Source organism: Psychrobacter maritimus (assembly GCF_029953575.1).
In the GTDB taxonomy this organism is placed as follows: domain Bacteria; phylum Pseudomonadota; class Gammaproteobacteria; order Pseudomonadales; family Moraxellaceae; genus Psychrobacter; species Psychrobacter maritimus.
Genome location: NZ_CP124526.1, coordinates 2,768,894 through 2,795,805 on the forward strand (window position 1 = coordinate 2,768,894; position 26,912 = coordinate 2,795,805).

The 26,912-nt window shown below is 43.2% G+C and carries 23 protein-coding genes, 2 tRNA genes and 1 pseudogene; 10 read left to right on the plus strand and 16 right to left on the minus strand.

Annotated features, from left to right (window positions below; all coding sequences use genetic code 11):
- Nucleotides 1-43: 43 nt before the first annotated feature.
- The 14 genes from pnp to tpiA form a co-directional block, all read right to left on the minus strand.
- Nucleotides 44-2,146, minus strand: a complete 2,103-nt coding sequence (gene pnp / locus QJS82_RS11805; protein WP_281490619.1) for a polyribonucleotide nucleotidyltransferase — start codon at nt 2,144-2,146, stop codon at nt 44-46.
- A 778-nt stretch (nt 2,147-2,924) separates the two neighbouring features.
- Nucleotides 2,925-3,191 carry a 30S ribosomal protein S15 gene (gene rpsO / locus QJS82_RS11810; RefSeq protein ID WP_045443035.1) on the minus strand — a complete coding sequence of 89 codons (267 nt, stop codon included), beginning with the start codon at nt 3,189-3,191 and terminating at the stop codon, nt 2,925-2,927.
- 365 nt (nt 3,192-3,556) lie between these two features.
- Nucleotides 3,557-3,730, minus strand: coding sequence for a hypothetical protein (locus tag QJS82_RS11815; RefSeq protein WP_281490620.1), 174 nt, complete (start codon nt 3,728-3,730; stop codon nt 3,557-3,559).
- A 108-nt stretch (nt 3,731-3,838) separates the two neighbouring features.
- A complete protein-coding gene (locus QJS82_RS11820; RefSeq protein WP_201564294.1) occupies nt 3,839-4,000 on the minus strand; it encodes a hypothetical protein in 162 nt (53 codons plus the stop codon).
- A 120-nt stretch (nt 4,001-4,120) separates the two neighbouring features.
- Entirely contained in the window at nt 4,121-4,645 is a 525-nt protein-coding gene (locus QJS82_RS11825) for a type 1 glutamine amidotransferase domain-containing protein (protein ID WP_201564292.1), read from the minus strand.
- A gap of 378 nt (nt 4,646-5,023) precedes the next feature.
- Nucleotides 5,024-6,103, minus strand: coding sequence for a tRNA pseudouridine(55) synthase TruB (gene truB, locus QJS82_RS11830; RefSeq protein WP_281490621.1), 1,080 nt, complete (start codon nt 6,101-6,103; stop codon nt 5,024-5,026).
- 8 nt (nt 6,104-6,111) lie between these two features.
- The gene (locus QJS82_RS11835) at nt 6,112-6,516 is read right to left on the minus strand and encodes a ribosome-binding factor A (RefSeq protein ID WP_201564288.1); all 405 of its coding nucleotides are present in this window, start codon (nt 6,514-6,516) and stop codon (nt 6,112-6,114) included.
- Between the two features lie 250 nt (nt 6,517-6,766).
- On the minus strand, nt 6,767-9,493 hold the full coding sequence (infB, locus tag QJS82_RS11840) for a translation initiation factor IF-2 (protein WP_201564286.1): 2,727 nt from the start codon (nt 9,491-9,493) through the stop codon (nt 6,767-6,769).
- Between the two features lie 164 nt (nt 9,494-9,657).
- Nucleotides 9,658-11,142: a transcription termination factor NusA gene (gene nusA / locus QJS82_RS11845; protein ID WP_149490341.1), complete on the minus strand. Its 1,485-nt coding sequence runs from the start codon at nt 11,140-11,142 to the stop codon at nt 9,658-9,660.
- A gap of 157 nt (nt 11,143-11,299) precedes the next feature.
- Nucleotides 11,300-11,800, minus strand: coding sequence for a ribosome maturation factor RimP (rimP, locus tag QJS82_RS11850; protein WP_201564284.1), 501 nt, complete (start codon nt 11,798-11,800; stop codon nt 11,300-11,302).
- 573 nt (nt 11,801-12,373) lie between these two features.
- A tRNA-Met gene (locus QJS82_RS11855) sits at nt 12,374-12,450 on the minus strand.
- A 134-nt stretch (nt 12,451-12,584) separates the two neighbouring features.
- Nucleotides 12,585-12,669 (minus strand) — tRNA-Leu (locus tag QJS82_RS11860).
- A gap of 250 nt (nt 12,670-12,919) precedes the next feature.
- Entirely contained in the window at nt 12,920-13,228 is a 309-nt protein-coding gene (gene secG / locus QJS82_RS11865) for a preprotein translocase subunit SecG (RefSeq protein WP_025652589.1), read from the minus strand.
- A gap of 257 nt (nt 13,229-13,485) precedes the next feature.
- A complete protein-coding gene (tpiA, locus tag QJS82_RS11870; RefSeq protein ID WP_281490622.1) occupies nt 13,486-14,286 on the minus strand; it encodes a triose-phosphate isomerase in 801 nt (266 codons plus the stop codon).
- 534 nt (nt 14,287-14,820) lie between these two features.
- On the opposite strand from tpiA, the gene pilB reads away from it, so the two are divergent.
- The 4 genes and pseudogenes from pilB to coaE all read left to right on the plus strand — a co-directional run bounded on the left by pilB (nt 14,821) and on the right by coaE (nt 19,715).
- Nucleotides 14,821-16,530, plus strand: coding sequence for a type IV-A pilus assembly ATPase PilB (gene pilB, locus QJS82_RS11875; protein WP_281490623.1), 1,710 nt, complete (start codon nt 14,821-14,823; stop codon nt 16,528-16,530).
- 229 nt (nt 16,531-16,759) lie between these two features.
- Nucleotides 16,760-17,983 (plus strand): annotated as a pseudogene (locus QJS82_RS11880) (type II secretion system F family protein).
- 25 nt (nt 17,984-18,008) lie between these two features.
- Nucleotides 18,009-18,908, plus strand: a complete 900-nt coding sequence (locus QJS82_RS11885) for a prepilin peptidase (protein ID WP_281490624.1) — start codon at nt 18,009-18,011, stop codon at nt 18,906-18,908.
- A gap of 117 nt (nt 18,909-19,025) precedes the next feature.
- The gene (gene coaE / locus QJS82_RS11890; RefSeq protein ID WP_201620042.1) at nt 19,026-19,715 is read left to right on the plus strand and encodes a dephospho-CoA kinase; all 690 of its coding nucleotides are present in this window, start codon (nt 19,026-19,028) and stop codon (nt 19,713-19,715) included.
- Here coaE and rlmB read toward each other — a convergent pair.
- Complete coding sequence (gene rlmB / locus QJS82_RS11895) at nt 19,678-20,448, minus strand: 23S rRNA (guanosine(2251)-2'-O)-methyltransferase RlmB (protein ID WP_183619390.1); 771 nt, start codon at nt 20,446-20,448, stop codon at nt 19,678-19,680. The genes coaE and rlmB overlap by 38 nt on opposite strands.
- Before the next feature lie 274 nt (nt 20,449-20,722).
- Nucleotides 20,723-21,058: a pyrimidine/purine nucleoside phosphorylase gene (gene ppnP, locus QJS82_RS11900; RefSeq protein ID WP_068407914.1), complete on the minus strand. Its 336-nt coding sequence runs from the start codon at nt 21,056-21,058 to the stop codon at nt 20,723-20,725.
- A 557-nt stretch (nt 21,059-21,615) separates the two neighbouring features.
- On the opposite strand from ppnP, the gene recN reads away from it, so the two are divergent.
- From recN to QJS82_RS11930, 6 genes are all read left to right on the plus strand, one after another.
- Complete coding sequence (recN, locus tag QJS82_RS11905) at nt 21,616-23,295, plus strand: DNA repair protein RecN (RefSeq protein WP_281490625.1); 1,680 nt, start codon at nt 21,616-21,618, stop codon at nt 23,293-23,295.
- A gap of 132 nt (nt 23,296-23,427) precedes the next feature.
- Entirely contained in the window at nt 23,428-23,991 is a 564-nt protein-coding gene (locus QJS82_RS11910; RefSeq protein ID WP_201620045.1) for a YqgE/AlgH family protein, read from the plus strand.
- 72 nt (nt 23,992-24,063) lie between these two features.
- On the plus strand, nt 24,064-24,576 hold the full coding sequence (gene ruvX, locus QJS82_RS11915) for a Holliday junction resolvase RuvX (protein WP_281490626.1): 513 nt from the start codon (nt 24,064-24,066) through the stop codon (nt 24,574-24,576).
- A gap of 73 nt (nt 24,577-24,649) precedes the next feature.
- A complete protein-coding gene (locus QJS82_RS11920; RefSeq protein ID WP_068033659.1) occupies nt 24,650-25,129 on the plus strand; it encodes a hypothetical protein in 480 nt (159 codons plus the stop codon).
- A gap of 76 nt (nt 25,130-25,205) precedes the next feature.
- Nucleotides 25,206-25,532, plus strand: coding sequence for a sulfurtransferase TusA (gene tusA, locus QJS82_RS11925; protein ID WP_068033657.1), 327 nt, complete (start codon nt 25,206-25,208; stop codon nt 25,530-25,532).
- A gap of 140 nt (nt 25,533-25,672) precedes the next feature.
- On the plus strand, nt 25,673-26,893 hold the full coding sequence (locus tag QJS82_RS11930; protein ID WP_281490627.1) for a methyltransferase: 1,221 nt from the start codon (nt 25,673-25,675) through the stop codon (nt 26,891-26,893).
- Nucleotides 26,894-26,912 lie beyond the last annotated feature (19 nt).

The window sequence follows — 26,912 nt, forward strand, 5'->3', positions numbered from 1 at the left end:
TTTTTAGGTTTTGACTATATTAAATTACGTCAAATATCGAGGATTAGCTTTGCTCGATACCTTTCATAGTCAGTTTGATACGACCACGGTTGTCAACGTCTTGTACCAATACTTTAACGATTTGACCTTCTTTTAGATAGTCAGATACGTTTTCTACGCGCTCGTCTGCGATTTGCGAGATATGCACGAGGCCGTCAGTATTTGGCAATACGTTAACGAATGCGCCAAAGTCGACGATACGAGCGACCGTACCTTCATAAGTTTTACCAACTTCAACTTCTGCGGTGATTGCTTCGATTTTACCGATAGCCGCTTTGGTTGCTGCTTTGTTTTCACCAAAGATACGAATCGTACCAGCGTCATCGATATCGATAACCGCGCCAGTTTCTTCGGTTAGCTGACGAATCGTTGCGCCGCCTTTACCGATGACATCACGGATTTTGTCTGGGTTGATTTCGATAACCGCATAGTTAGGCGCATGAGCGTTGATTTCAGTACGGCTTGCAGGCAATACTTTGTTCATCGCATCTAAGATATGAATACGACCAGCATGGGCTTGCTTAAGCGCTTGCTCCATGATATCGGCGGTAATACCTTCGATTTTGATATCCATCTGTAGTGCTGTGATACCGTCTTTTGAACCCGCTACTTTAAAGTCCATGTCGCCAAGATGATCTTCATCACCTAGGATGTCAGACAATACCGCAAAGCGCTCGCCTTCTTTAACCAGACCCATCGCGATACCAGCAACCGGTGCTTTTAATGGTACGCCAGCGTCCATCAATGCCAAGCTTGCGCCACAAACCGAAGCCATTGAAGATGAACCGTTTGATTCAGTGATTTCGGATACCACACGAATCACATACGGGAAGCGTTCGCTATCTGGAAGCATCGCTTCAACACCGCGGCGCGCTAGGCGACCATGACCGATTTCACGACGTTTTGGAATGCCTTCACGACCGGTTTCACCGACTGAGAAATGCGGGAAGTTATAATGCAACATGAAATGGTCACGAATCGTACCAGCCAATGAATCAATCATGTTTACGTCGCGCGTGTTACCAAGCGTGGTGGTCACTAATGCTTGCGTTTCACCGCGGGTAAATAGTGCTGAACCATGGGTAAATGGTAATACGCCTACTTGCACATCAAGAGCACGAACGGTTTCAAGATCACGGCCATCAATACGCGGCTTACCTGACAAGATATTGTCACGAACAGTGCGGTATTTTAGGTCATTGTAAATTTCTTTTAGCTCAGAAACAGTATCATTATAAGTTTCTGCTTCCGTATCGCCCGCTAATGCATCGATAATGGCTTGTTTGATTTCATCAAGCTTGGTGTAGCGTTCCTGCTTATCGGTGATGGTATAAGCGTCAGCCACTTGCTCACCAAACTGCGCTTTCATGCTGCTCTCTAACGCTTGATCGCGAACAGGTACAGTATACTCTTGCTTAGCAGTACCAATTTCTGCGGCCATTGACGCAATGTTATCGATCACGATTTGTTGTTGCTGATGACCGTATAAAACCGCGCCTAGCATTTGGTCTTCAGACAACTCTTTCGCTTCTGATTCAACCATCAAAACGGCCGATTTAGTACCAGCAACTACTAAGTCAAGGTCGCTCTCTTTAAGCTGTTCAAGCGTTGGGTTCAGAACGTATTCACCATTGATAAAGCCAACACGGGCAGCAGCCACAGGGCCATTAAATGGTGCATCAGAGATAGCGAGTGCTGCTGAAGCACCGATTAGCGCAGCAATATCCGCAGACTGGCTCTTGTCTGATGAAACAACCGTTGCCGTGATTTGAATCTCGTTCACATAGCCTTCAGGGAACAATGGACGAATCGGGCGGTCAATCAGGCGCGAGGTTAGCGTTTCGGCTTCGCTGGCACGGCCTTCACGTTTGCCATAAGCACCAGGGATTTTACCAGCTGCATACATTTTTTCTTGATAGTTTACGGTCAATGGAAAGAAGTTTTGACCTTCTTTAGCATCAGACTTTACCACGGCTGCTACTAGTACAGACACGCCGCCCATGTGGACTAAAATAGAGTTTGCTTGACGAGCGATACGGCCCGTTTCGATAACGACCTGCTGGTCGCCGTATTGGAATTCACGCTTAATGGTATTAAACATTGTCATATAATTTTCCTAATATTGACTGACGAAAGTGATATCAGCGCTATAACAAGCTGATATCTGTCATTTAAAATTCTTTGGATGTAGCCGCTAATTTAGCTACTATACTAACTGGCAGTGATTCAGTTAAAAACTGCGTCAATTAGCGCGGGTTTCATCATCTATATATCTGATGCATCTGCAATTTATTTAAAATAGAGCACGTACTTCTGATATATTACTTGTTTACATTCGGTCTTGTGCCAATCTGCTCTTCTTTAATTCTGGTTTTTTATACTTACTATTAAAGGGGTTACCAAATCAAAATACCTTAGCATCCGATACGGCACTGTTTGCTGCTTTTCTTTCATAACATATTTATATTATCTTCCATGCTATATAAACAGTCATCAGCTAATGGTAAGTTATACAAATATTTGCGAGCCAGTATGTCTCTAAAATGCACAAGGCATCATTTTACAGTGATTTATAACCATTGACCAATGAAATACAAAACCGTCTGTTTGCTCATCATGACCACTCAATAGCTGCTCATGAATCATTCTTTATGCTGCAATCATCGTATGGCATACGCTTTTAGTATTTACGCCCAGCGCGCAATCAAATACACCATCCTAATAAGCATAAAAAAACGGCGTGAAACTATTCCACACCGTCTTTAGAAAAAATCTATTTTATCGAGTTCAACAAACAAGTTCCAAATGGTTTAGCAAAAAATCTAAAATTTTGCCACATTCTGGCATATTCTATATTAGCGACCACTCGTACTATTGTCGCCAAATTAACGACGTAGACCTAATTGGCTAATAAGGGTGGTATAGCGACCAAGATCTTTACCTTTTAGGTAGTCAAGTAGTTTACGACGCGTGTTAACCATACGGATAAGACCGCGACGGCTATGATGGTCAGCTTTGTGTGCTTTAAAATGGTTTTGTAAGTCATTAATACGCGCACTTAACAAAGCTACTTGAACTTCTGGTGAGCCTGTGTCGTTTTCGCCACGTTGGTACTGAGCAATGATTTGTTCGCGATCGGTATTAGTTAGCATAAATCTCTCCGGCAATGCTATAAGCGCCAAGATGTACTTAACATTTAAGCATCAAGGTGCAATAGAATAATAAATAAAATAGTTTAACCGTCATTCAGGACAACCCTGCATTACTAGAGTTGACCTAGTGTACGACAAACTTATCAATGATAACGTTTATTTAAATACGGCTTAGAATAAGATAAAACATCCGTTAACTTACACTTCTATCCAAGCAAAGATAAGCTCTATCTAAAACGATATTTAAATATGACAGCGATTATAACAAAAAACTGCTGAACTAGCAGCAGTTTTTTATAGGAGATTTACAGTTTAACTTTTAAAGATGCAGAGGCTAGCAGTGATAGCTATAAACTTATAATAGCTTACTTTTTAACGTCATTTTGCGTGGCAGTACCACCAAGGGCATCGTCATCAAGCGGCGCTGTCGTTGCTTCTGCTAGGCTATCAGGACTAGTACTCTCACTAGGATTGATATCTTCCGCCTGCTGTTTAATTTTCTGCTCTTGTGCATCTAAATGTTTTTCTGAATCAGTCATAGTAACTCCTAATTATAATTATTCTCTGTATTTACTAAGCATTTACGGTTACTAATATAGCTACCAAAGTAATAGCCCTTTGCTAACGCTAAAGCATTAGTAAATTAACTATTTTTCTTCTTTAGCATCTTTTAAATTATCGGCAATACGCTCGGCAGCAGCTTCTGAATCTTCGGTATGATTATCTTCAGTTTGACCTTTTAATGCCGCTTTTGCTGATTCAGAACGTTGTTGCTCAAATTTGGTATCGTTTGGGTTAGAGTTTGACATAATAGCTTCCTTTTTATGATTGTCATTGATGATAGAAATTAATTTGTATTTATATTTGCAGCACTTACTGTGACGCAATGACTTGCTACTTCACTGACTGCTAGCTGCTAAATCTCGTGACTAAGACAATGCCTTATCAATAGCGGCAACAAAGTCTGTAATATCGTCTGGATTACGTGAAGTAATCAGATTACCGTCTACTTGTACGCTTTTATCTACGAAAGTTGCCCCAGCGTTTTCTAAATCTAGCTGTAATGTATGATAGGCTGTCAGCGTTTTACCTTTAGCTATACCAGTATTAATCAGCGCCCAAGGTGCATGACAGATTACCGCTAAGGGCTTACCAGCCTCGTTGATGGCATTGATAATGGTATGTGCTTCTTTATTGCCGCGTATGGTATCGGCATTTACCGTCCCACCTGGCAACACTAACGCATCATAATCAGCAACTTCGGCGTCTTTAGCAAATATATCAGCCGTAAAGGTAGCGCCTTTATTAACATCCTGCTGCATCGCTTGGACTTGTTTGTCTTTATTGGTGGTAATTAAAAGGGTTTTATAGCCTTTTTCTTTTAGCTGGTTATTTACCTCTTCGTATTCTGCTTGTTCGAAGTTGTTGTGTAATAAAAAGGCAATGGTTTTCATAATAATCCTTATGCTTTAATTCATACGTTATGCTTTAATTCGTACGTTGATTCGTTAATTTTATTATTTTTTATATGCATCTTTATTTATTGTCTTTAATTTAAAATTTAAAATCTAAAATTATATTAGTTAATGTCTTTTTATTTTTATAGAGACAGCTTTTTATAATTATATTTCAATAAATAATGATTTTAATTATTATAAGAATCCTATTATTTTTATATCCTTGTCGCGCTTTCCTTAGCTGACTTAACTAAGGTACAAAAAAAGCAGGTTTCACTATAGGCGAAACCTGCAATTAAATGTGACGATATGTGATTAGTGTAAACTCTTAGTAAGCTTTACCTAGTTTCAGTTAAGCTGCTTTGGAAAGCTACCTCATAACTGAATCAGCTTTTTAGGTTGTAGTCGACCGTTTAAACTTACCGCGCCTAGGCCAATAAACTGCCCTTGCTCATTTACTAGACGGATATCTACCGGTATTTCATAAGGCAACAAAGCCTCACTATCACCTTGACTATCATCACCTTTACCATCATCGCCATTTTTTTGAGTAACGCTATTCTCATCATGACTATACTGTTGCTCGGCGGTAGCTGAAATATAGTTTCGTAAATCGTCGGTTAGCTGCTCAATAACATTTAAGCGTTGACCCATTTGTACACGGGCACACTGTTCAGCGGTCAATGCAAGCTCAGCCTCAAGATTGATGCAGGCATCCACGGGCAATAAATGCGCCTGACGTCCATCCAGAGCTAACGTTTCTAAATCCGCCAAAGCAATCGCAGCGTCAATATGAAAGTCGCCGACTTGGACACGTCGTAGAGCGGTTAGATGTCCTAAGGTGCCTAGCACTTTAGCAATATCTTCTGCTAATACGCGTACGTATGTACCCTTAGAACAAGTGACCGTTAACTGGAGTTGCTTAGTGTCTATCTCTGTTAAGTCGATTGCTTTGATAACAATATCTCGTGACGGGCGATCAATCTCAATACCCGCGCGCGCGTACTCATATAGCTTCTTGCCATTTTTTTTTAACGCCGAATACATCGGTGGAATCTGCTGTTGAGCGCCTAAAAACTGCTGCGCAACCTCTTCTAACCTCGCTGCATCAAATGATGGAATATCTTCTTGAGCGACAACCTGCCCATCGGCATCACCCGTATCTGTCTGGCTACCCAATAGAATAGTCGCTTGATAAGATTTATCGGCATCAAGTTGATAGTGACTGAACTTGGTGGCTTCACCTAAGCAAATAGGTAATAAACCGGTTGCCATCGGATCAAGCGTCCCCGTATGACCGGCTTTTTTACTGTCATGATTGGGCGACTTAAACAGGTACTTTACCTTTGACACCACTTGCTGTGAGGTCATACCTTGAGGTTTATCCACTAAAATCACGCCATTGACTTTTATCTTATCAGGCATCTTATTGGTCTTGGTAGCAGCTATCGACATAATGGCTCTTACTCTTGTATTTCTTGCTCATCGGATTCATTTTGCTCAGTTTTAATGACGGCTTTACTAATCAAATCCATCATATAGTTACCACGAGCAGTGACTTCATCATAATGGAAACGTAGGCGCGGCGTGGTGCGAGTTTTTAAACTGTGGCTAAGCTCAGTACGCAAAAAGCCAGCAGCTTTATTAAGGACTTTAATACTGTCTTCATGGTTAGATTTAGTCATAGCATCGTTGAGCTCAGGCTCCATAATGGTGACATAAATATCAGCGTAGCCCAAGTCTGGGCTGACTTTAACACTAGAGATAGTGACAAAACCCGTCAAACGCGGGTCATTGACGGCATCACGGATAAGGACAGCAAGCTCACGCTGAATCTGATCTGCTAAGCGTTGTAAACGTTGGTTCATGTTATTACCCTGTTGGTCATACGACTTATTTTTATTGATTAAAATACGGCTTTTTATTAAAAAATATCGTTCAAAAACACAGGTCTTTATAGCTAATAAACTGTTATAAAAAGACGCAGTTTTTGATAAAAAAGGCCTAGCAGGGTGTACCTGTTAGGCCTAAGTACAGCTGAATAGTAACAAGCTACCCAATTGACTCTATTATTTAAATCATAGAACAATTGGATAACTTTATTATCATGCAACCAATTTAGATTGTACGTTCGAACTCTTGGATTTCAAAGACTTCGATTTTATCGCCAGCTTCGACGTCATAACCACGAACAGCCAGACCACATTCCATACCGGTACGTACTTCATTGACGTCTTCTTTATAGCGACGTAATGATTGTAATTGACCAGTAAAGATAACTTGGTCATCACGCAATACACGGATAGGTTTGTTGCGATAAATAGTACCTTCAACCACCATACAACCAGCAGCTGCACCAAATTTACTAGAGCGGAACACTTCACGAACGTCTGCAACACCCAAGATTTTCTCACGATGTTCAGGTGCAAGCATACCGCTCATCGCTGCTTTAACATCATCAATCAAGCCATAGATAACACTATAATAGCGGATATCCATTTTAGCAGCGTCAGCTTTACGGCGTGCGGTTGCATCTGCACGGACGTTGAAACCTAACAATACCGCTTCACTAGATTCTGCTAATGTCACATCAGACTCAGAGATTGGACCAACCCCTGAGCTAATGACTCTGACTTTAACTTCATCAGTTGATAGCTCATTTAATGCAGCAAGTAAGGCTTCAAGCGAACCACGAACATCAGTTTTTAGTACGATATTCAAGAATGACACATCGCCTTGTTCCATCTGATCGAACATGCTCTCTAGACGCATGGCGTTCTGACGCTCAAGCTGACGCTCACGCTCACGATTGGTTCTAAAGTCAGCCACTTCACGGGCTTTTTTCTCGTCGGTTAAGACTAAGAATTCGCTACCAGCGGCTGGCGTTTCAGGCAATCCTAAGATTTCTACTGGAATAGAAGGACCTGCTGATTGAATACGCTTGCCATGTTCATCGGTCATCGCACGAACTTTACCGTAATGCTCGCCTGCTAATACTAAGTCGCCTTGTTTCAGCGTACCCTTTTTGACAAGGACACTAACAACTGGACCGCGACCTTTTTCAAGTCTTGACTCAATAACCACACCTTGAGCAGCACCATCTAACGGCGCTTCTAGCTCCATCAGTTCAGCTTGTAGGCTAATAAGCTCTAATAGCTCATCAATACCGTCGCCTGTTTTGGCTGAGATACGAGCCATTGGAGTATCGCCGCCCCACTCTTCTGAAACCACTTCTTTAGCAGTCAATTCATTAAGGACGCGATCAGGATCGGCACTTGGCTTATCCATCTTGTTGATAGCAACAATGATAGGTGTACCAGCAGCGCGCGCATGATCAATCGCTTCTTCAGTTTGTGGCATCATGCCATCATCAGCAGCGACCACAACTACAACGATATCCGTCGCTTGGGCACCGCGTGAACGCATGGCACTAAAGGCTGCGTGACCCGGGGTATCAAGGAAGGTAATAACACCGCGACCAGTTTTCACATGATAAGCACCGATATGCTGGGTAATACCACCGGCTTCGCCAGTTGCAACCTTAGTTTCACGGATTTTATCTAATAGTGAAGTCTTACCATGGTCAACGTGACCCATAATAGTCACGACTGGTGGACGCGTTTGTACGTTACTGCTGCGCTCATCAACTGCATCTTGTAGATCGTCTTCAACTTTCGTATCACTAACTGGTACTGGGTTGTGACCCATTTCTTCAACGATCAGACTGGCTGTCGCTTGATCAATGGTATCTTCTTCGCGAGCAATTTCACCCATTTTCATGAGTAATTTGGTCACTTCCCGAGCTTTAACCGCCATACGCTGCGCTAAATCAGAAACAGTAATGTGTTCACTGATTTCGACATCATAAATGATTTTATCGAGTGGCTTTTCAAACTTATGCTGTGAGGCTTGCGTTGAACGTAAACCGTTTTTGCGGTTTTTAATTTCGCGCTCATCTTGATTTTTACGACGACCACGACCACGGGCACTAGTGCTACTGGTACCGCGTTTGATTTCACGACGTTCTTTTTCGAATGACTCTTCTAAAGCGTCACCAACCAAACCTTCTGCTAATGGCTCATCTTTACGAACTTCAGTAGCAGGCTGATCGGTATATTTACCAGCCATTTTGCGCATTTGCTCAAGCGTACGCTTTTGCGCTTCTTCGGCTTGCGCGCGGCGTGTTTCGGTTTCGATTTCACGTAGACGTGCTTCTTCTTTCTCACGCGCTTCGCGAGCTTTACGCTCAACAGCCGTTTCGACTTTTGGTTTCGTCGCTGCAACTTTTTTCTTCGGTTGGTCTTTTGGCTTAACTTCTACCGCCGTTTTACCACCTTTTTTCACAACCACTGAGGTTGAGATATCGTCATTCTTATCGTCTGACTTTTTGCTAGAGCCCAAGCTTGCGCGCATCGCTGCTAAGGTCGCTGCTTGACGTTCTTCAGCTTTTTTCTTAGTAGCCGCACGTTCTTCAGCGTCTTTAGTAGCACGCTCTTGTGCCTCAATCATTGCTTGCTCGCGAGCAGCCAACTCTTCAGCCATTTTTTCTGGGTCAGGTTTTTCGAATACTTTCTTTTTACGCACTTCCACATTGACGCTCTTAGATTTACCTGAAGAGCCAGTCACGCGCGCGGTGCTAGTCGTTTTAGATTTAAGACTAATACGACGCTTTTCTTGCTGACCATGACTTTGCTTTAAATACGTCACCAACTTCTCTTGCTCAAGCTCGGTGACTAGGTCACCCTCTGCGCGAGCAGGCAGTCCAGCGTCTACCAGTTGCTGTTGTACAGCACTTGCGGTTTTGCCTACCATATCTGCCAGTTCTTTGACGGTCTTATCTGCCATTTATTATCACCTACTGTCTATTATTTGCTATATGTTCAATTCAGTTGTTGGCTACAAATGATTGGGTTAAGGCTAGTACTTATGTTGCACTTGATTATGTTACGTCGTACCAGCCCTTATTATCGATAGCATATCACTAAAAGACAGCGATATGCAGTTACCGCTTATTCATTGAACCAAGATTCCCGAGCTTTCATGATGAGTTTTCCTGCGGTTTCAGAGTCTAAACCTTCGATATCTTCTAAATCGAAGACGGCTTGTTCTGCCAAGTCATCCACGGTAATGATGTCTTTTTGCGCCATTTTATAAGCCCAACTGACCGTCATCCCTTCAAGATCTTGTAGTTCTTGACTTGGCTCTTTCATGTTCTGTTGTTTGACCAATTCATCGGCGATGACAACTTCTTTCGCACGCTCTTGAATCATGTCAATCGCTTCGTCGTCTAACCCTTCAATATCATAGAAAGTTTCGACAGGTACATAAGCGACTTCTTCAATACTGGTAAAACCGATATCGACAAGCGCTTGTGCTAAGTCTTTATCGACTTCTAAACGCTCATAAAATAATTCAATAAAGGCTTTCGATTCGTTTGCTTGACGCTGCTGATACTCTTCTTCTAGCATCATATTAAGCTTATAGCCGGTTAATTCAGAAGCCAGACGAACGTTTTGACCCTGTGAGCCAATCGCACGCGCCAATTGATCATTGGTGCTAAAAATAATATCCGCAGTTTTAGTGTCTTCATCTAAGATGATACTGCTAACGTCAGCTGGCTCTAAAGCGCTGATGATAAATTGGGCAGGGTCATCTGACCATACCACCACATCAATACGCTCGCCATCAAGCTCTTGCTGTACGGCTTGGATACGTGTACCACGCATACCGATACAAGCACCAACGGGATCGATACGATGATCGTTGGTCTTCACAGCTATTTTAGCACGCGTACCCGGCAAGCGAGCAACGTTACGAATTTCAATAATTTGTTCTGCAATCTCAGGCACTTCTTTTTGCATTAACGCTGAGAGCATTTCAGGATGGGTACGTGATAACAATAACTGCGCACCGCGATTTTCACGGTTAACATGATATAAAATGGCATTGATACGCGATTTTGCGCGTAATTGCTCACGTGGCAGCATTTGGTCACGTGATAAATACCCTTCAGCGTTATCACCTAAATCAATGATATAACCATCGCGAGTCTGTTTTTTGACTTCGCCATACATCATCTCGCCAACGCGTGGCTCAAAAGCATCAGCTACTAAATTGCGCTCCGCTTCACGAATTTTTTGGATGATGACTTGTTTGGCTTGAGTGGCAGCAATACGACCAAATTCAATCGATTCGATCTGCTCTTCTTTGATATCACCAATTGACCATTCATCTTGGTCAAGATCGGTAATCGCCAGCTGACACGCAGGCATCTCATGGTCTTCATCTGCAACCACTGTCCAGTAACGATAAGTATCGTAATCGCCGGTTGCACGGTCAATTGACACCCGCACTTCTACTTCCGGCTGATCGGTATATACTTTTTTCTTAGTGGATACCACCAAAGCATCTTCGATTGCTTCAAAGATATCTTCAGGATTTAAGCCCTTTTCATTACTGACAGTTTCTACTACCGTTAAGATTTCACGACTCATGCTATACCTGTCCTATCGTTTTATAATTGACTTAAACTTTATCGTTAGTGTGTTGACGCTATATTTTCACCGTCAGCCATAAGCTGCTTGGAGATTAAAATACCAATTTATAAGGAAGCTATTTTAAGAAAAGCTGTTTTAAAACCAGTCTTTAAGACTAAGCATCTTCATAAATCAGGTTGGCTTTATCAATATTGCTTAACGCAATCTCAAACTGCTCACCATCGGTAGCAGTCAGTTTTAACGTGGTCGCATCGATACTGTCTAAAGTACCGGTAGCTTTACGGCGTTTTTTATCGCCTTCGCCAATCGCTTGTATCAAACGTAAGCTCACTGTTTGACCCACGTAGGCATGCATTTGCTCATCAGAGAAGAACGCACGGTCAAAACCCGGTGACGACACTTCTAAAATATATTCGCCAGCAATCGGATCATGAACCTCAAGAATACCGCTCACTTGATGATTCACCGCTGCACAGTCCTCAATCGTTACTTGTTTATCTTGCGCTTGCTCTTCTGGCAATGCCTCAATATAAATGCGTAATAATGAGCGACGGCCTTGAGGCGCAAATTCAATACCCCATAGCGCCACATCACAAGCAGCAACTGCAGGAGCAATAATATTGGTCAGTTCTGTAACTTTTGTCGAAAGCTTCATAATCTATTTATCTTTTCCTATTCACTTCTCGAACATAGCGAGTTAAGTGTTTTTAATTTTATGCATCGAACTTTTATAAGTTCAAAATTTATTAACAGCGCTTTATTAATCAAAATCTTATGAATCAGAGTTTTATCAATCAAAGCTTTATTAAGCATCGTCTTATATAGACAAGAATATTACTTCAGCCATGATTATCATTCTATTCTTAAAACGTAAACACGTCACTATTATGCATAGCCTTATATGCTAGGCGTTTTATGACTCGTGCTTTTATATAGGGATGAGCATAAAAAACATCAAGCTCAACCAGACAATGCCTTTATTATTTATAAAGCAGAACTATCGATAAAAGCGTGAGGAATAAAGGATAGTATGCTTACCAAGCATCGCGCCGGTCGCGGCAGATGATGGTTAGTAACGAATAGCATCGCACTCTATAGAGATAGAGCTTAGCATAAGTAGGATAGATATCGCGATAACACCGACCATCAGATACAAAAAAACCCACAAACATAATGGTGGGCTAATCGTTACTGACAAATTTAGTGTACAAAACATCAGTATAAAAAGTGGTAGCGGGGGCTGGATTTGAACCAACGACCTTCGGGTTATGAGCCCGACGAGCTACCAGACTGCTCCACCCCGCATCAATCTAGAACGCGTATTATAGGGAGGTTTTATAGAAGTGTCAACACTTATTTTAAATAAATACTAAATTAAGTATTGTCGACGATAATTCCAATCTTATACCGTTCAAGTAAAACATCGTACAGATAAAGCTTGGTGCGATTGGGGGGACTTGAACCCCCACAGCTTGCGCCACCACCCCCTCAAGATGGCGTGTCTACCAATTCCACCACAATCGCATCTTTCTCACTGTGCTGTTTTTCACCTTTAACCCTTTATAACAGATGCTTAAGGAGGGCATCGAAGGTTAAAGACTGCTAAAAACAGAGAAGCATTGTAAAACTAACCTCTTAAAATAGCAAGTACTGCCTGCAGCAAAAGCCACTTAACAACCACTCTATTCAAAATCAGCCATTATTAACTTATAAACAGTCACTAATGATAGTCATTAAATACTGACTACAAACTATCAATAACTATTAAAAATAGCTACTGAGGATTTTGCGTCAAAGGACGCGGCGTTTGCGGTGCTGATACTGGCGCATCTAAACGAAACTGGTCTTCTGCCTGTTTACGCGCATGCACGGCAAGCGTCATACTGGTGATAAAAAATATCACCGTTAATACGGCGGTCGCACGCGTTAAAAAGTTTGCAGTCCCTGCGGCGCCAAATACCGTGCCTGATGAGCCAGCACCAAAAGAAGCCCCAGCATCTGCCCCTTTACCATGCTGTATCAAAATCAAGCCAATCATGGCAATCGCCACGATAATGTGCAGGGCTAATATAAACGTAAACATGGTGGCCTCTTTTGCCGCGTAATGACGACTGATAACGAAAAATAAATCGTAGGGATTAATAGTAAAAATGAGTGATGTTTAACAATTGACATCTAATATTGCCAAACCAGTTGTATAAACAAAGCGATTATATAAATAAGGCGCATTGTACACGATTGCAAGGGCACTGTTAAAGCCACTTTTGCCAACTGCTAAAGACATTTTTTGAATAAAGTAGCCATTCAGTATTTATTAAACGGCTGTTTTATTTGATTTTGTTAAGCCATAGCACGGCTAAAGGCCTGAGCAATAGCTAAAAAGCTTTCTGCTTTTAATGATGCGCCGCCAACTAATGCACCATCAATCATGCTATCGGCGGCAAAGCTATCGGCATTGTCAGCATTGACACTACCGCCATATAAGACCGTCATGTTTTCTAATGCAGCATTAAAGCTCGCAAGCGTTTGCTTAATATGTTGATGCGTTGCACTCACCTCCGCCACGGTCGGTACTTTGCCAGTGCCAATCGCCCAAACTGGCTCATAAGCGATGATTAAACGCGATGGTAAACCTGCAATAAGTTCTGGTTGCTGAGTAAGCAAGTCCTTAATAACGGCTAATTGCGCATCAATGACGGCCAGTGTTTGCTTTGCATCGTACTGCGCTTGGGTTTCGCCAATACAAAATATCACGCCCAGGTTTTGCGTGAGTGCATGAGTCATTTTTTGCAATAAGCAGTCATGCGATTCTTGATGGTACTGGCGGCGCTCAGAGTGACCCAATATCGTCCATGTTGCGCCAGCATCAGCAATTTGCTGCGCTGAACAATCGCCTGTATAAGCGCCTGTGCTTGCACTATGCGCGCTGATATCTTGTGCGGCGCACAACACCGAGCTGCCTTTTAGGCGCTCATTGACAGCTGTTAAATGAATAAAACTTGGTGCGACCATTAATTGACAGGCAGCGATATCAGATTGCTCTTTGCTGCTAACGGCAGTTAATAAGTCGTCTAATAGCGCCTTGACGTCATGGCTCGTTGCTGGATTCTGCTTCCAATTTCCAATTACCCAAGCTTGCATACTTATATACCTTGTCTTATCTATTGCTGCCAATATGGCTCATATGCGCGCAAGTATAACAAATATTTCCCAAGTGCTATAGTATAGTGCGGTCAGAATCGAAACTGATTTTTTGCCGACTCTTCCATTATATTTTTTCTAAGTGGTTATTTCTTATAGACTAACAATCTCATACCCTATATAAAGTCTTTTAACAGCAGTAAATTTAGATATCATTCTATTTATAATAAATAAAACCAAGACAATCAATCATCTGTATGATTGACTAGCAATAATTACAACAAGTTAGATACAACTGATTGGCACTCGCTTATTAGACATAACTATATATGTCATGGTCGATCGTTGGTTATTAACTATATGTTGGTTATTAACTATATATAGTTGGTTTAAAATAAAATCGATACGCTATGTATGCTAATAGTTGTGTGCGAGTTCAAAGTGAATGCGCTATAAATATTATAATGATGTGGTTTCGGTAAAATTCAGTCTAAAAAATTTAGCCTATTTGATATCAAGCAAAGAGAGGTCTTAATGTCTATTACAGCCAGTAAATACGGCGGTTTAGCACAGCAGTTGATTAGTGAAGGTATTGTGAGCGAAGCGCATATGAAAACGGCGCAAACGGAGTCACAACAACAGCAAATAGGGCTAGTGCCTTATTTGGTCGACCACAAGCTTGCCAATGCTTATCAGTTGGCACAGATGTTGTCACAAGCGTTTGGCGACCCTCTTTTTGATCTTGATGCGCTCAGCTCAGACGTCATACCAAAAGACTTGGTCGATGAAAAAATCGTGCGTAAGTTTAATGCCTTACCGCTTTTTAAGCGCGGACAGCGCTTATTCGTGGCATTGAGTGACCCGACCCGTATTGATGCCATCGACGCCATTGCCTTTAACTCACGCCTATCTATTGAAACCGTCGTCGTTGAAGAAGATAAGTTAAAAAAGCGTATTGAAAACCTTTACGCCGATACCATGCAGCATTTTGACAGCTTTTCTGATAACGATTTAAATATTGGATTTGATGAAAGCGAAGAAGACGAAGGTGAAACCAAGCTTAGTGACGGTGTCGATGAAGCACCGGTTGTAAAGTTCGTCAATAAAATGCTGGTTGACGCCATTCGTATGGGCGCCTCAGACTTACATTTTGAACCCTACGAGAAAACCTTTCGGGTGCGCTTCCGTGTCGATGGTGTGATGCAAAAAATGGCCAGCCCGCCGGTACAACTGGCGAGTAAGATTGCGGCACGCTTAAAAGTGATGTCGCAGATGGACATCTCCGAGCGCCGTATACCGCAGGATGGCCGTATTAAGCTTAAGATATCTAAAGATAAAGCCATCGATTTCCGAGTAAACTCTTTACCTACCTTATTTGGCGAAAAACTGGTTTTACGTATCTTGGATCCTTCATCAGCCATGCTTGGTATTGAAGCATTAGGTTATGAGCCCGATCAAAAAGAGATGTTTTTAGAAGCCTTACATAAGCCGCAAGGTATGTTACTTATCACCGGTCCTACCGGCTCTGGTAAAACCGTGTCGCTCTACACCGGTATTAATATTTTAAATACCGGCGAGACCAATATTTCCACTGCCGAAGATCCGGTCGAGATTAACCTTGAAGGTATCAATCAGGTCAACGTCAACCCGAAGGTGGATTTGACCTTTGCCAATGCGCTTAAATCATTCTTACGGCAAGATCCTGATATCGTTATGGTCGGTGAGATTCGTGACCTTGAAACCGCCGAAATTGCGATCAAAGCGGCACAAACGGGACATATGGTGCTGTCGACCCTGCATACAAACTCTGCACCTGAAACTTTAACGCGCTTACGTAATATGGGTGTTGCCTCATTTAATATCGCAACGTCAGTAAACTTGGTCATTGCTCAGCGGTTGGCACGGCGCTTATGTAAGAACTGTAAAAAACCAATCAATATCCCGCGTCAAAGCCTGCTTGAACTGGGCTTTACCGATGCTGATTTAGACAATCCAGACAATATTATTTATGAGCCTGTCGGCTGTAACGAATGCCGTGAAGGTTATAAAGGGCGTGTTGGTATTTACGAAGTGATGAAAGTCAGCCCTGATATCTCCCGTATTATTATGGAAGATGGTAACGCGATAGACATTAAAGATGCGGCACTCAGAAACGGCTTTAGAGACTTACGCCGCTCTGGTGTTTTAAAGGTGTTACAAGGGGTGACCAGTATTCAAGAAATGATGCGCGTGACCTCTGAATAAACTATCGTAGAACATAAAAACGCCACGAGTGATAGTTTTAAGCATGGATTTTTATAAACCAGCAATATTACCTAACAGATGTACTTAAATATAAAACAGATATATACTGGCTTTTTATGCTAAAACAAAGTATGCCACATCCAAAATGCGGGTCAGGTATCTTCTTATAGTTTGGCAATTTTTTATAGCTTGGCAGTATCTCTATTAGACAATTTTTGAGGGTAGTAACATGGCAAAAGCTAAAACCGACATGCTGTTAGACTTTGTCTATGATGGGGTAAACCGGCGCGGACAAAAAGTGAAAGGCTAGACTACCAGTCGTAGCTTGGAGCTGGCAAAAGCCACCTTGCGCAAACAAGGTATTACGGTTAAAGGCATCAAGAAAAAGCCAAAGCCACTCTATACCTTCAAAAAATCTATCAAACCTATTGATATTGCCATTTTTGCCCGTCAATTGGCCACCATGATGAAAGCAGGTGTGCCGCTGACCCAGTCTTTTGAGATTGTCGCCGACTCACTTGATAACCCGAGTATGAAAGACTTGGTTCTGCAAATCAAAGCTGATATTGAAGCAGGTGGTACCTTTGCGTCGGCACTGCGCAAGCATCCGCGTTACTTTGATGACCTATTCTGTTCACTTGTCGATTCTGGTGAGCAATCAGGTGCACTTGAGACCATGTTAGAGCGCGTTGCGACCTATAAAGAGAAAAGTGAGCTGTTAAAAGCCAAAATTAAAAAAGCAATGAAATATCCGATTGCGGTTGTTGTCGTTGCCATTATCGTCACCATTATTCTATTAGTTAAAGTAGTTCCTGTATTTGCTGATTTATTCAGCTCTTTTGGTGCCGAGCTACCCGCTTTTACTCAAATGGTAGTAGGGATGTCTGAGTGGATGCAGGCATGGTGGTTTATTTTAATCGTGGTTATTGGCGGTGCTATTATTGGCTTTTCAGAGGCGAAAAAACGGTCTAAGAAATTCCGTGATTTCTTAGACCGTGCGGTTTTAAAGGCGCCAATATTTGGTAATATCGCTTACCAAGCCGTTATCGCCCGTTTTGCGCGTACACTATCGACGACCTTTGCCGCTGGTGTCCCACTTATCGATGCCTTAGACTCTACCGCTGGTGCAGCAAATAACGTGGTATTTTATAATGCCATTCAGAAAATCAAAAACGATGTCTCAACAGGTCAGCAACTACAGTTTGCCATACGTTCAACCAATCTATTCCCAAGTTTAGCCATTCAAATGGTCGGTATCGGTGAAGAGTCAGGTAGCTTAGAAGAGATGCTCGATAAAGTAGCGGTCTATTATGAAAATGAAGTTGATAACGCGGTTGATGGTTTGACCAGCTTAATGGAGCCGCTAATTATGGCAGTGCTAGGGGTGTTAGTCGGCGGCTTAGTGATTGCCATGTACTTACCAATCTTCCAAATGGGCTCAGTGGTAGGCTAAAATCTACTACAAGGACAACGACTTCATGCAATTTATACAATTATTACAAGAAAATATGACTCTTGCTTTAGTCGTATTTGGCCTACTCGGTCTTTGTGTCGGCAGTTTTTTAAATGTCGTCATTCATCGTATACCGCTAATGATGGTAGCGGCTTGGCGACAAGAGTGTAGCCAGTTTATGGCTGAGCAAGCGGACATGCCGCGTGAACATACGCAGCCATTAGCAGATATCGTTGCCACCGATACCCCTATCACATTAAGCACACCTGCTTCACGCTGTCCTCATTGCGCCCATAAAATAAAATGGTATGAGAATATCCCTTTAATAAGTTGGCTTGCATTACGTGGACGCTGCTCGGAGTGTAAAGCCCCTATTGGGCTGCGTTATCCTATTGTTGAGTTGGCGTCCGCCCTACTATCTATCTTGGTCATTTACCAGTTTGGCGTCAGCGCCGCTGGATTATCTGCCCTGATTTTGGTCTGGACGCTGGTAGCATTGACCGGTATTGACTTTGATACGCAGCTACTGCCTGACCGCTTGACTTTTCCATTAGCAGGATTAGGCTTGGCGGTAAACTCTCAAGGCTGGTTTGTAGCCCCTACTCAGTCCATTTGGGGGCTATTGCTTGGGTTTCTATCTTTGTGGGTTGTGGTCAAAGTCTTTTATCTCATCACTAAAAAACATGGCATGGGACAAGGTGACTTTAAATTATTGGCGGTGTTGGGTGCTTGGCTTGGCCCTATGATGTTGCCGTTAATTATTTTACTGTCGTCACTGCTTGGTTCAATCGTTGGGCTTATTCTAATGAAAAAACAAGGGGAAAGTCGTCCTTTTGCCTTTGGTCCTTATATCGCGATTGCCGGTATCATCGCTTTACTATACGGCTCAGACATCGTCAATTGGTATCTAGGGATGTATACTTAGCCATCTATCCTATGCAAGTAGACCCGCAATTTCTAAAAACAGGGTCTTTAACCTGCTAGAATAGGCTATTGCTGTATTACGGTCATCCCTCTTTTATCAGTTAAATAAGTCATCATTATGTCAAATTATGCCTCATCTTCGTCTTATTCCTTTCAACCACAGCCTCACCAAGCCAAAAGTAAGACATTGGTCATCGGTTTAACCGGTGGTATCGGCAGCGGCAAGTCGGCGGCAAGCGACTGGTTTGCCCAGCAAGGGATTGATATTATTGATGCGGATGTGATTGCTCATCAAGTTGTCGCTAAAGGTAGCACCACTTTACGCAAAATCAAGAGAAAATTTGGTGATTGGGTATTAAAGGCCGATGGTGAAATGGATCGCGCTGCTGTGCGCACCCATGTCTTTACTCATCCTGAGGCTCTGATTGAGCTTGAAGCAATCACCCATCCAGCGATACGTGAAGCGGCAAAACTGCAACTAGCAGCCAGCACGTCACCGTACGTGGTGCTATCAGCGCCGCTGCTCATTGAAGGCGCAGAAGCGGGGCTTGCCAATTTATGCCACCGTATTTTGGTAATGGATGCCACCGAGGACACCCAACTTGCGCGTGCCAGCCAGCGTGACGAGCAAAGCGTACAAAAGATTAAAGCCATTATGGTCAATCAGCTAAGCCGCGAAGAGCGTAATCGTTATGCGGATGATGTGGTACTCAACGAGAGCGATCTTGCGGCATTATATGTACAGCTTGAGCCTTTACACCAAGACTATCTTACGCTTGCCCAGCAGCTAAAGTTCGCTGCCGATTAATCTCGTAGAGCGCCATACCGGTAGCAACACTCACATTTAAACTCTGTAAGTTACCATGCTCGTTGCCTGACATCGGAATATAAACCAGCTCATCGCAGCTTTCTGTTGTCAGGCGACGCATGCCCTCACCTTCTGATCCCATAATAATAGCGGTTTTGCCCGTCAAATCTGCCTCATGTATTGGCTTAGCCTCTGCATTTAAGGCCGTACCAAAGACAAATACACCAGCGTTTTTAATTTTGGTTAGCGTACGTGCCAAATTGGTCACACTGACGATAGGCATCATCTCTGCCGCCCCTACCGATACTTTAGCAACGGTTGGCGTCAAGCTTGCCGCATGGTGTTTTGGACAAATGACCGCATCAACGCCCATGGCCACTGCGGTACGTAAACAGGCACCAAAGTTATGGGCATCGGTAATTTGATCAAGCACCAATAATAAACACTGCTCACGTCCAGCGATAGTATCGAGCAAGCCTTCGTCAGCGAAACCTAACGGGCGCGCATTAAGCACCACGCCTTGGTGCTGCGGGCTGCCGCACAGTTGCGTAAGCTTGTCTTTTTGCGTCGGTTGAATACTAATGCCATTATCACGTGCTTGTGCCATAATCGCTTGCACGTGGCTGTCAGTCTCACGTCCTTGCTGCACAAATAAGCTGAGTCCATCAAGCGGACGGTGTTCGAGTAAGGCATCAATTGCATGAATACCATAGAAATAGCTAGGTTTTGCCATAATAGGCCTATTGATTATAAAGTGGGTATCGCGCGCGGCGATAAAGAAGAAAAATATAACGATAATTGTAGCAACTAATCAGCGGCTAAACGAAATATTATTATTAAAAAAATCGTCAAAAAAAAAGAAACAAACCTTATTTAAGATTTATCTCTTTTTAAGTGCTTCGTTTTAGGTGTCAGAAGTAGTCTTTTAACACCCTTATCCGCATTGACTTTTGATAGTATGAATTTTTAAGAGCTTTATCTTTTAATAGAAGCAACCTTAAATAGCATTAACCTTCTAAATGACAGATATACTGCACGATTTCTTCCGTGCGTAAGTTAAAGCCACTATTGCCTTCGACCACGAATGATTGTCCTGCGCGGTAGTAGCTGAATTCTTCTTCACCGTTTATTTTCACCTCACACTCACCGCTGATGATTTCGATACGTTCAGAGGTATTGGTGCTAAAGTGATAGTGTTCAACCAAATTGTCGCAAGGCAAAATAACCCCTAACGTTTTATGGCGACCGTCCTCAAACATAATGGTATGGCTTGAGCAACGACCATCGTAGGATATCGTGGCTTGAGCATTGACTGTTACATTGGTAAATTGCGCCGCTGTCATAGTGGCTTCCTTATCAAATAATTATTGCCAAACTAAAAAACCAAATTGAAAAACCAGAGATTAATTCACTGCCTAAATGACAGTTAAACAACCTCTTTTTAATGACTAATTTTTAACGACTAACACTATATTGAGCTTAACGTCACTAGCAGCTAAACATAGCCTCCGGCTGAGCTTACATTGTCTGAAATATTGATGCACCTCTGACTTTGACCGTCATAGTACTGCCTTTGTTTATCTATAAGACCAACCTTGTAGCACAGATTGTATGAAAATCTGGTGGTAAGAGTTTATCATTATGTGAGATTATGCTACCACATTATATCTATAAAGTTTGTTACAGCGACTAGGAAAGTTTGCTTTATTATTAAATGCACGACCATACTTTGATTACCTTTAAAATTTGTATTTACTGTCTTTTGCCACCATAATATTTGCCAATCTCATTTATCTCATTAGTACCATTAACCAAAGCCATTTATTTCCTTATTTACCTATTTTAGACATGAATTATCAGCATAATTGGTGAAGTTCATTGTCTGCCATGAGAGGCGTTGATGCTCGTATCATTAACTTTACATCAGTTTGCATTGATTGCTCAGCATGAGCTGAGTGTGGCTGAAGGCTTCAATGTCATCACCGGTGAGACGGGTGCTGGCAAGTCGTTATTATTGGATGCACTATCCTTATGCGCAGGTGAGCGCGCCGACAGTGCGATGGTCAGACACGGGGCTGCGCACGCCGATATTTATGCCCAGTTTGATGTAGAAAATAATGACGTCGTTGCCGAATGGTTTGCCAAAAACGACCGACCCTTAGAAGAACCTGAAGTGTTGATTCGCCGTCAGCTTAGTAATACAGGGCGCTCAAAAGCGTGGTTAAATGGCACGCCGGTCAGCTTGGCGGAGCTTAAAAGTTTGGGCGCCTTACTGGTTAATATCCATAGTCAACATGCCCAGCAAGCATTACTTAAGCCGCAGTTTGTGGTGCAATGGCTGGACGAGATGGCACAAATCACGCCATTGGCAGAACAAACGGCCAGCAGCTACCAAGCTTATCAGCAGCTCAAACGCCGTGCTGCTGATATCGCAAGCCGCGAAGCCCAGCGCCAAGACCGTATGCAGTTGTTGCAAAGCCAGCTTGCCGACATTGAGCCACTACTCGCCGTTGATTATGCAGAAGTTGAAGCGGAGCACGAAGAGTTATCCAATATTGAAGCATTAATGCAAGAGGCCAGTCATGGCTTGCATCTGCTCGATAATGACAGCGATGAGCCTGATGTTATGACCTTGCTCGGGCAAGCGATTAAGCTTTGTGACAACCAAATGGGCGTCAGTCAAACCTTTGAGCAGGCTTCCGAACAGTTGCATTTAGCCCAGCTGCAAATCACTGAGGTCACAGGTTTGTTATCGGATTATGCGGAGCAACAGCTACCTGACCCTGAGCGCCTGCAAACACTCGATAGCTTAATCAGTCTCGGGCATCGTTTGTCACGTAAGCATGGCTTGCCAGCAAATGATTTAATCGATGAAGCAAAAGGTTGGGAAGCACAATTAGCACAATTAGAAAACGAGCCAAGCAGCGATGCGATGGCGGCGCAAATAGAGCAAGCATGGCAAGATTATCTCACGCTCGCAACGCAATTAAATAAAGAGCGCTCAAAAGCGGCGCCGATTGTCAGTAAGCAGCTGATTAAGCAATTGCAACCGCTTGCCCTGCCCAACGCTCGCTGCGAGTTTGTCTTTACCAAAAAGGCCGATACGAGCCAATATAGTGCGCAAGGCTGCTATGATATTGATTTATTATTTAGCGCCAACGTCGGTATGCCGATGCAGCCGCTACATAAGATTGCCTCGGGCGGTGAGCTGTCACGAATGGCGCTGGTGATGCAAGTATTGCAAGCGACCAATGCTGATAATAATGCCGCCAAACCAATGCTCGTCTTTGATGAAGTGGACGTTGGCATCAGTGGCGGCACCGCGCAAGTGGTCGGTGAGTTATTACGCGCGCTTGGGCAGACGCAGCAACTACTAGCCATTACCCACCAAGCACAAGTCGCGGCGCAAGCGCATCAACATATCTTGGTACAAAAACATCATGATGAACAAACCGAAAGCGAGCTATTAATATTAACCGATAGTGCGCAAGTTGATGAGCTGGCACGTATGTCTGGCGGTGTGACCATTACTGATGTCACCCGTGACCATGCGCGTAGTTTATTGACCGATGTTAAATAAACATTTACGGTGCACCATTAACGTCGAATAAGCGCTAAATATTTGCTTTGGTTGATTTTTTACTCAGTATCGCCATATAGTGGTGTGTCATCTCTGTTATTTTACCATTCACATTAGGTTGCGTTTTTTGCTATGTCCAAAGCCAATTTGACCCATCATTTCTTAATTGCGGCACCCGAGCTGTCAGACCCACGGTTTGAGCAGGCGCTGATTTATATCTGTCGCCACGATAAACACGGTGCGCTCGGTCTGATGGTCAATCGGCCATTAGAGCAGTCACGCGTGGGCAAACTGTTAGAGGATTTAGACATTGAAGTTACTAATCCGCAAGTGATGGAAGATGTGGCGCTAGAAGGTGGCCCTATGTATCCAGAAGTCGGCTTTGTCCTGCATACGGGTCAGCCAGAATGGGCATCGTCTTTTGCAATATCAGAAAACGTCTGTATCACTACCAGTCAAGATATCCTAAAACGTATCGCTGCTGGTCAAGGCGTTGGTCATTATCAGCTGTGCTTAGGTCATGCTAGTTGGGGTAAAAAACAGCTCGACCAAGAGCTCAATAACGGCGACTGGCTCGTCTGCCCTGCTGATTTAAACTTATTGTTTGATACGCCATTTGAAGAGCGTTGGCAAATCGCTGCCGATAAGATTGGCGTTAATTTTGACTATTTAAGCAGCGATATTGGTCATGCCTAGCGTTATATATTGAGTACTATATACTTAGCAGCATTTGCTTAATGAAGACAGAAATAGGAAACACCCCTGATTATGGTAGATAGCACGCTTATAACAGATACGACAGCTGTCGAACCAGCGATTAAGCCGCATCTTATCTTGGCACTCGATTATGGCGTCAAAAAGATGGGCATGGCCTTAGGTAATACCATTACCGAGACTGCGCGTGCCTTTGATATCTTGGCGATGAATAACGGTCAGCCTGATTGGGATAATCTGCTCGGTATTATCAAGGTTTGGGGCGTGGCAAAAGTGGTGGTCGGATTGCCACTGAATATGGATGGTAGCAGCTCAATGCTGTCCAAGCGGGCGCACAAATTTGCCCGCCGCTTAGCACATAGAATTATGGAGCAGCATCTGCCGGTAGTCGTGAGTCTTTGCGATGAGCGCCTGACCTCAGTCGCAGCACGCGAAATTGCGTGGGAAAACGGCTGGATTAAAAACGAGCGTGATCCAATTGATGATATCTCCGCCTGTATCCTGATGTCGACTTACTTTGCTGATCCCAGTAGCAGTATCGCCATCGACGCGATTAAAGCGCATTAAGATAGCAGTAAGTCCATTGCTAACATACCGCGCCTCTTTGCTATATCATCTAAACGAATAATGACTGATTAATATGACCACTGTCTCAGACCAATCTTTGCAAAACAAGTCGCAACGTGGCTTTGCGCCGCTAGCGATTGCGCGTATCAAAGGCGCTCAGCGAGCAAACCAAATAGCGATTTATCTTATTTATGCCGCTATTCTCGCCTTCATGGTCTTTGGCACCATTGCCAGTATCAAAGCCTTTCATGACAATCAGCTGCTTTATCAACTTTTCTATAACTTGCCCTACGCTTTAGTGGCGTTGACCATTCCCATTACCATTTACGATGCGTTGGTTATTTATCGTTATCGCTTAAATCAGCCATCGATGATTGCTATGAGTATTGGCGTATCAACGATCATATTGGTTGGCGGGCTTTTATTTGCCGATACTGCTTGGTTGGGGTTATCTTGTTGGCTTGGGGTGGCGTTTTTATTCAAAGTTAGCTTTAAGCGCTTTTTTAATTTTTTAGAAACTGAAGAAGAAGCCGAAATCGCTGAAGAAGTGTAAAACAACTGAACAGAAAATAATGCTAAGCAATAGATAGCAAAAAAATTTAACCTTTTATTAATTTAAAACGACGACTATGACAACTTCAATATCTGATAGCACGATTCAACATCATCTAGATACCCAAGGGCTTATTTGCCCTGAGCCAGTGATGATGCTGCATCGAATCATTCGTAAAGCCGAAGCCGGTGCGGTGATTGAGATACTCGCCACCGACCCTGCAACCACTCGCGATATTCCTAATTTTTGCCGTCATTTGGGCCATGAGCTTGTGCAGCAAGAAACGCTTGCTGAAAATGTACCTTTAAATGTTGATCCGGATGAAATCACAGTTGCTGACGATAATAACGCACCTATCAGCGCCACGCTTTATCGGTATTTGGTCAAGAAAAAGAATGCTTAAATGTATTTGATTGACCCTAGAGCATTAGTAACCTAAGAGCACTAAGAACGCCAGTACATTAATAAAGTAACAGCAGTAATAGCATCAAGATATCTTTGCTTTGTACGAAACATATCATTCACAAATTAAAGGTAGATAGCGTGTTAGCAACCCAAAAGCAGTATGTGCAGTGGCAGGAAAACAAAGACGGAAACGAAACCTTACATCAAGCCCGCTGGTTGTCGGAAAGCAATCATATGCCGCCTGCGCGTATTGTATTGATTGATGATAAAACGACCGCAGATGAGGCTTACCGTTTGGCTTGCGAGGGCACTTCATTACTGTGGCGCGGTGACTTTCATAATGCCAAGCAATTGCTACAAGCGCTCAACCGACGTATCGAGCGTACCAATGAGCGCTCTGAGCAGCGTAAAATAAAAAAAGCAGCAAATCAGTCTGCTAAGTCTAATAAAACTGCAACTGAATCTTCAGAGTTATCCAAAGACATTCCCAACTTATTTCATCAGCAGCGCCAAATCCAAGCGCAGCGTGCGCGCATATTAAGCCGCTTGCTATTAGAACTTGATGCCAATTATGTCAGCCAGTTACGCCGCGCCCCCGATGTGAGTGCAGCTTGTATGGCAGCATTTGGCCAGCTAGATGATTCTTGCGTGTTATCATTTCGTGACCTACAAGGGGCGCTTGGTGCAGCACAGTGGCGCGAAAAAGGCGTCCCAATTGAAAGTTTAGGTCTATCGATATTCCCGCATTATGGCGTTTTTGCGCCAACTCGCCATGAGTATGTGCAGCTACTGCTTGATGCACCATTGCCGAAAATTCATGATGTCGCCTATGATATTGGTACGGGCACTGGGTTGCTGGCTATTATTTTAGCGCAGCGCGGTGTGAAGCAGGTAATTGCCACCGACTTAAATCCGCGTGCTTTGGCCTGCGCCAGCGAAAATTTTACGCGCCAAGGGCTAGCTAACGTGCAGTTGCAGCAAGCAGACCTTTATCCGACTGATGCGCCACGCGCTAATTTAATTGTCTGTAATCCACCTTGGTTGCCTGCTAAGCCCAGCTCGCCGTTAGAGTATGCCGTTTATGATGCCAACAGTGCGATGCTGCGTGGGTTTTTGCAGGGCGCGAAATCTCATTTAGCTAAGCAAGGAGAAGTCTGGTTGATTCTGTCGGATTTGGCTGAGCATTTGCAGCTACGTACTCGTGAGGAATTATTAGGCTGGTTTGCTAATAGTGGTTTGAAAGTAAAATATCGTCTCGATACAAAACCTAAGCATGGTCGCAGTCAAGATAATACCGATCCTCTATTTGTGGCGCGAAGTGCGGAAGTCACCTCATTATGGTGCTTAGAAGCTGCCTAATCTTTAATAATTGATAATT

What these genes read in the sequence shown, in the direction of transcription:
- pnp (WP_281490619.1), bottom strand. Translation starts at nt 2,146, where the DNA reads ATGACAATGTTTAATACCATTAAGCGTGAATTCCAATACGGCGACCAG.
- rpsO (WP_045443035.1), bottom strand. Translation starts at nt 3,191, where the DNA reads ATGCTAACTAATACCGATCGCGAACAAATCATTGCTCAGTACCAACGT.
- QJS82_RS11815 (WP_281490620.1), bottom strand. Translation starts at nt 3,730, where the DNA reads ATGACTGATTCAGAAAAACATTTAGATGCACAAGAGCAGAAAATTAAA.
- QJS82_RS11820 (WP_201564294.1), bottom strand. Translation starts at nt 4,000, where the DNA reads ATGTCAAACTCTAACCCAAACGATACCAAATTTGAGCAACAACGTTCT.
- QJS82_RS11825 (WP_201564292.1), bottom strand. Translation starts at nt 4,645, where the DNA reads ATGAAAACCATTGCCTTTTTATTACACAACAACTTCGAACAAGCAGAA.
- truB (WP_281490621.1), bottom strand. Translation starts at nt 6,103, where the DNA reads ATGTCGATAGCTGCTACCAAGACCAATAAGATGCCTGATAAGATAAAA.
- QJS82_RS11835 (WP_201564288.1), bottom strand. Translation starts at nt 6,516, where the DNA reads ATGAACCAACGTTTACAACGCTTAGCAGATCAGATTCAGCGTGAGCTT.
- infB (WP_201564286.1), bottom strand. Translation starts at nt 9,493, where the DNA reads ATGGCAGATAAGACCGTCAAAGAACTGGCAGATATGGTAGGCAAAACC.
- nusA (WP_149490341.1), bottom strand. Translation starts at nt 11,142, where the DNA reads ATGAGTCGTGAAATCTTAACGGTAGTAGAAACTGTCAGTAATGAAAAG.
- rimP (WP_201564284.1), bottom strand. Translation starts at nt 11,800, where the DNA reads ATGAAGCTTTCGACAAAAGTTACAGAACTGACCAATATTATTGCTCCT.
- secG (WP_025652589.1), bottom strand. Translation starts at nt 13,228, where the DNA reads ATGTTTACGTTTATATTAGCCCTGCACATTATCGTGGCGATTGCCATG.
- tpiA (WP_281490622.1), bottom strand. Translation starts at nt 14,286, where the DNA reads ATGCAAGCTTGGGTAATTGGAAATTGGAAGCAGAATCCAGCAACGAGC.
- pilB (WP_281490623.1), top strand. Translation starts at nt 14,821, where the DNA reads ATGTCTATTACAGCCAGTAAATACGGCGGTTTAGCACAGCAGTTGATT.
- QJS82_RS11885 (WP_281490624.1), top strand. Translation starts at nt 18,009, where the DNA reads ATGCAATTTATACAATTATTACAAGAAAATATGACTCTTGCTTTAGTC.
- coaE (WP_201620042.1), top strand. Translation starts at nt 19,026, where the DNA reads ATGTCAAATTATGCCTCATCTTCGTCTTATTCCTTTCAACCACAGCCT.
- rlmB (WP_183619390.1), bottom strand. Translation starts at nt 20,448, where the DNA reads ATGGCAAAACCTAGCTATTTCTATGGTATTCATGCAATTGATGCCTTA.
- ppnP (WP_068407914.1), bottom strand. Translation starts at nt 21,058, where the DNA reads ATGACAGCGGCGCAATTTACCAATGTAACAGTCAATGCTCAAGCCACG.
- recN (WP_281490625.1), top strand. Translation starts at nt 21,616, where the DNA reads ATGCTCGTATCATTAACTTTACATCAGTTTGCATTGATTGCTCAGCAT.
- QJS82_RS11910 (WP_201620045.1), top strand. Translation starts at nt 23,428, where the DNA reads ATGTCCAAAGCCAATTTGACCCATCATTTCTTAATTGCGGCACCCGAG.
- ruvX (WP_281490626.1), top strand. Translation starts at nt 24,064, where the DNA reads ATGGTAGATAGCACGCTTATAACAGATACGACAGCTGTCGAACCAGCG.
- QJS82_RS11920 (WP_068033659.1), top strand. Translation starts at nt 24,650, where the DNA reads ATGACCACTGTCTCAGACCAATCTTTGCAAAACAAGTCGCAACGTGGC.
- tusA (WP_068033657.1), top strand. Translation starts at nt 25,206, where the DNA reads ATGACAACTTCAATATCTGATAGCACGATTCAACATCATCTAGATACC.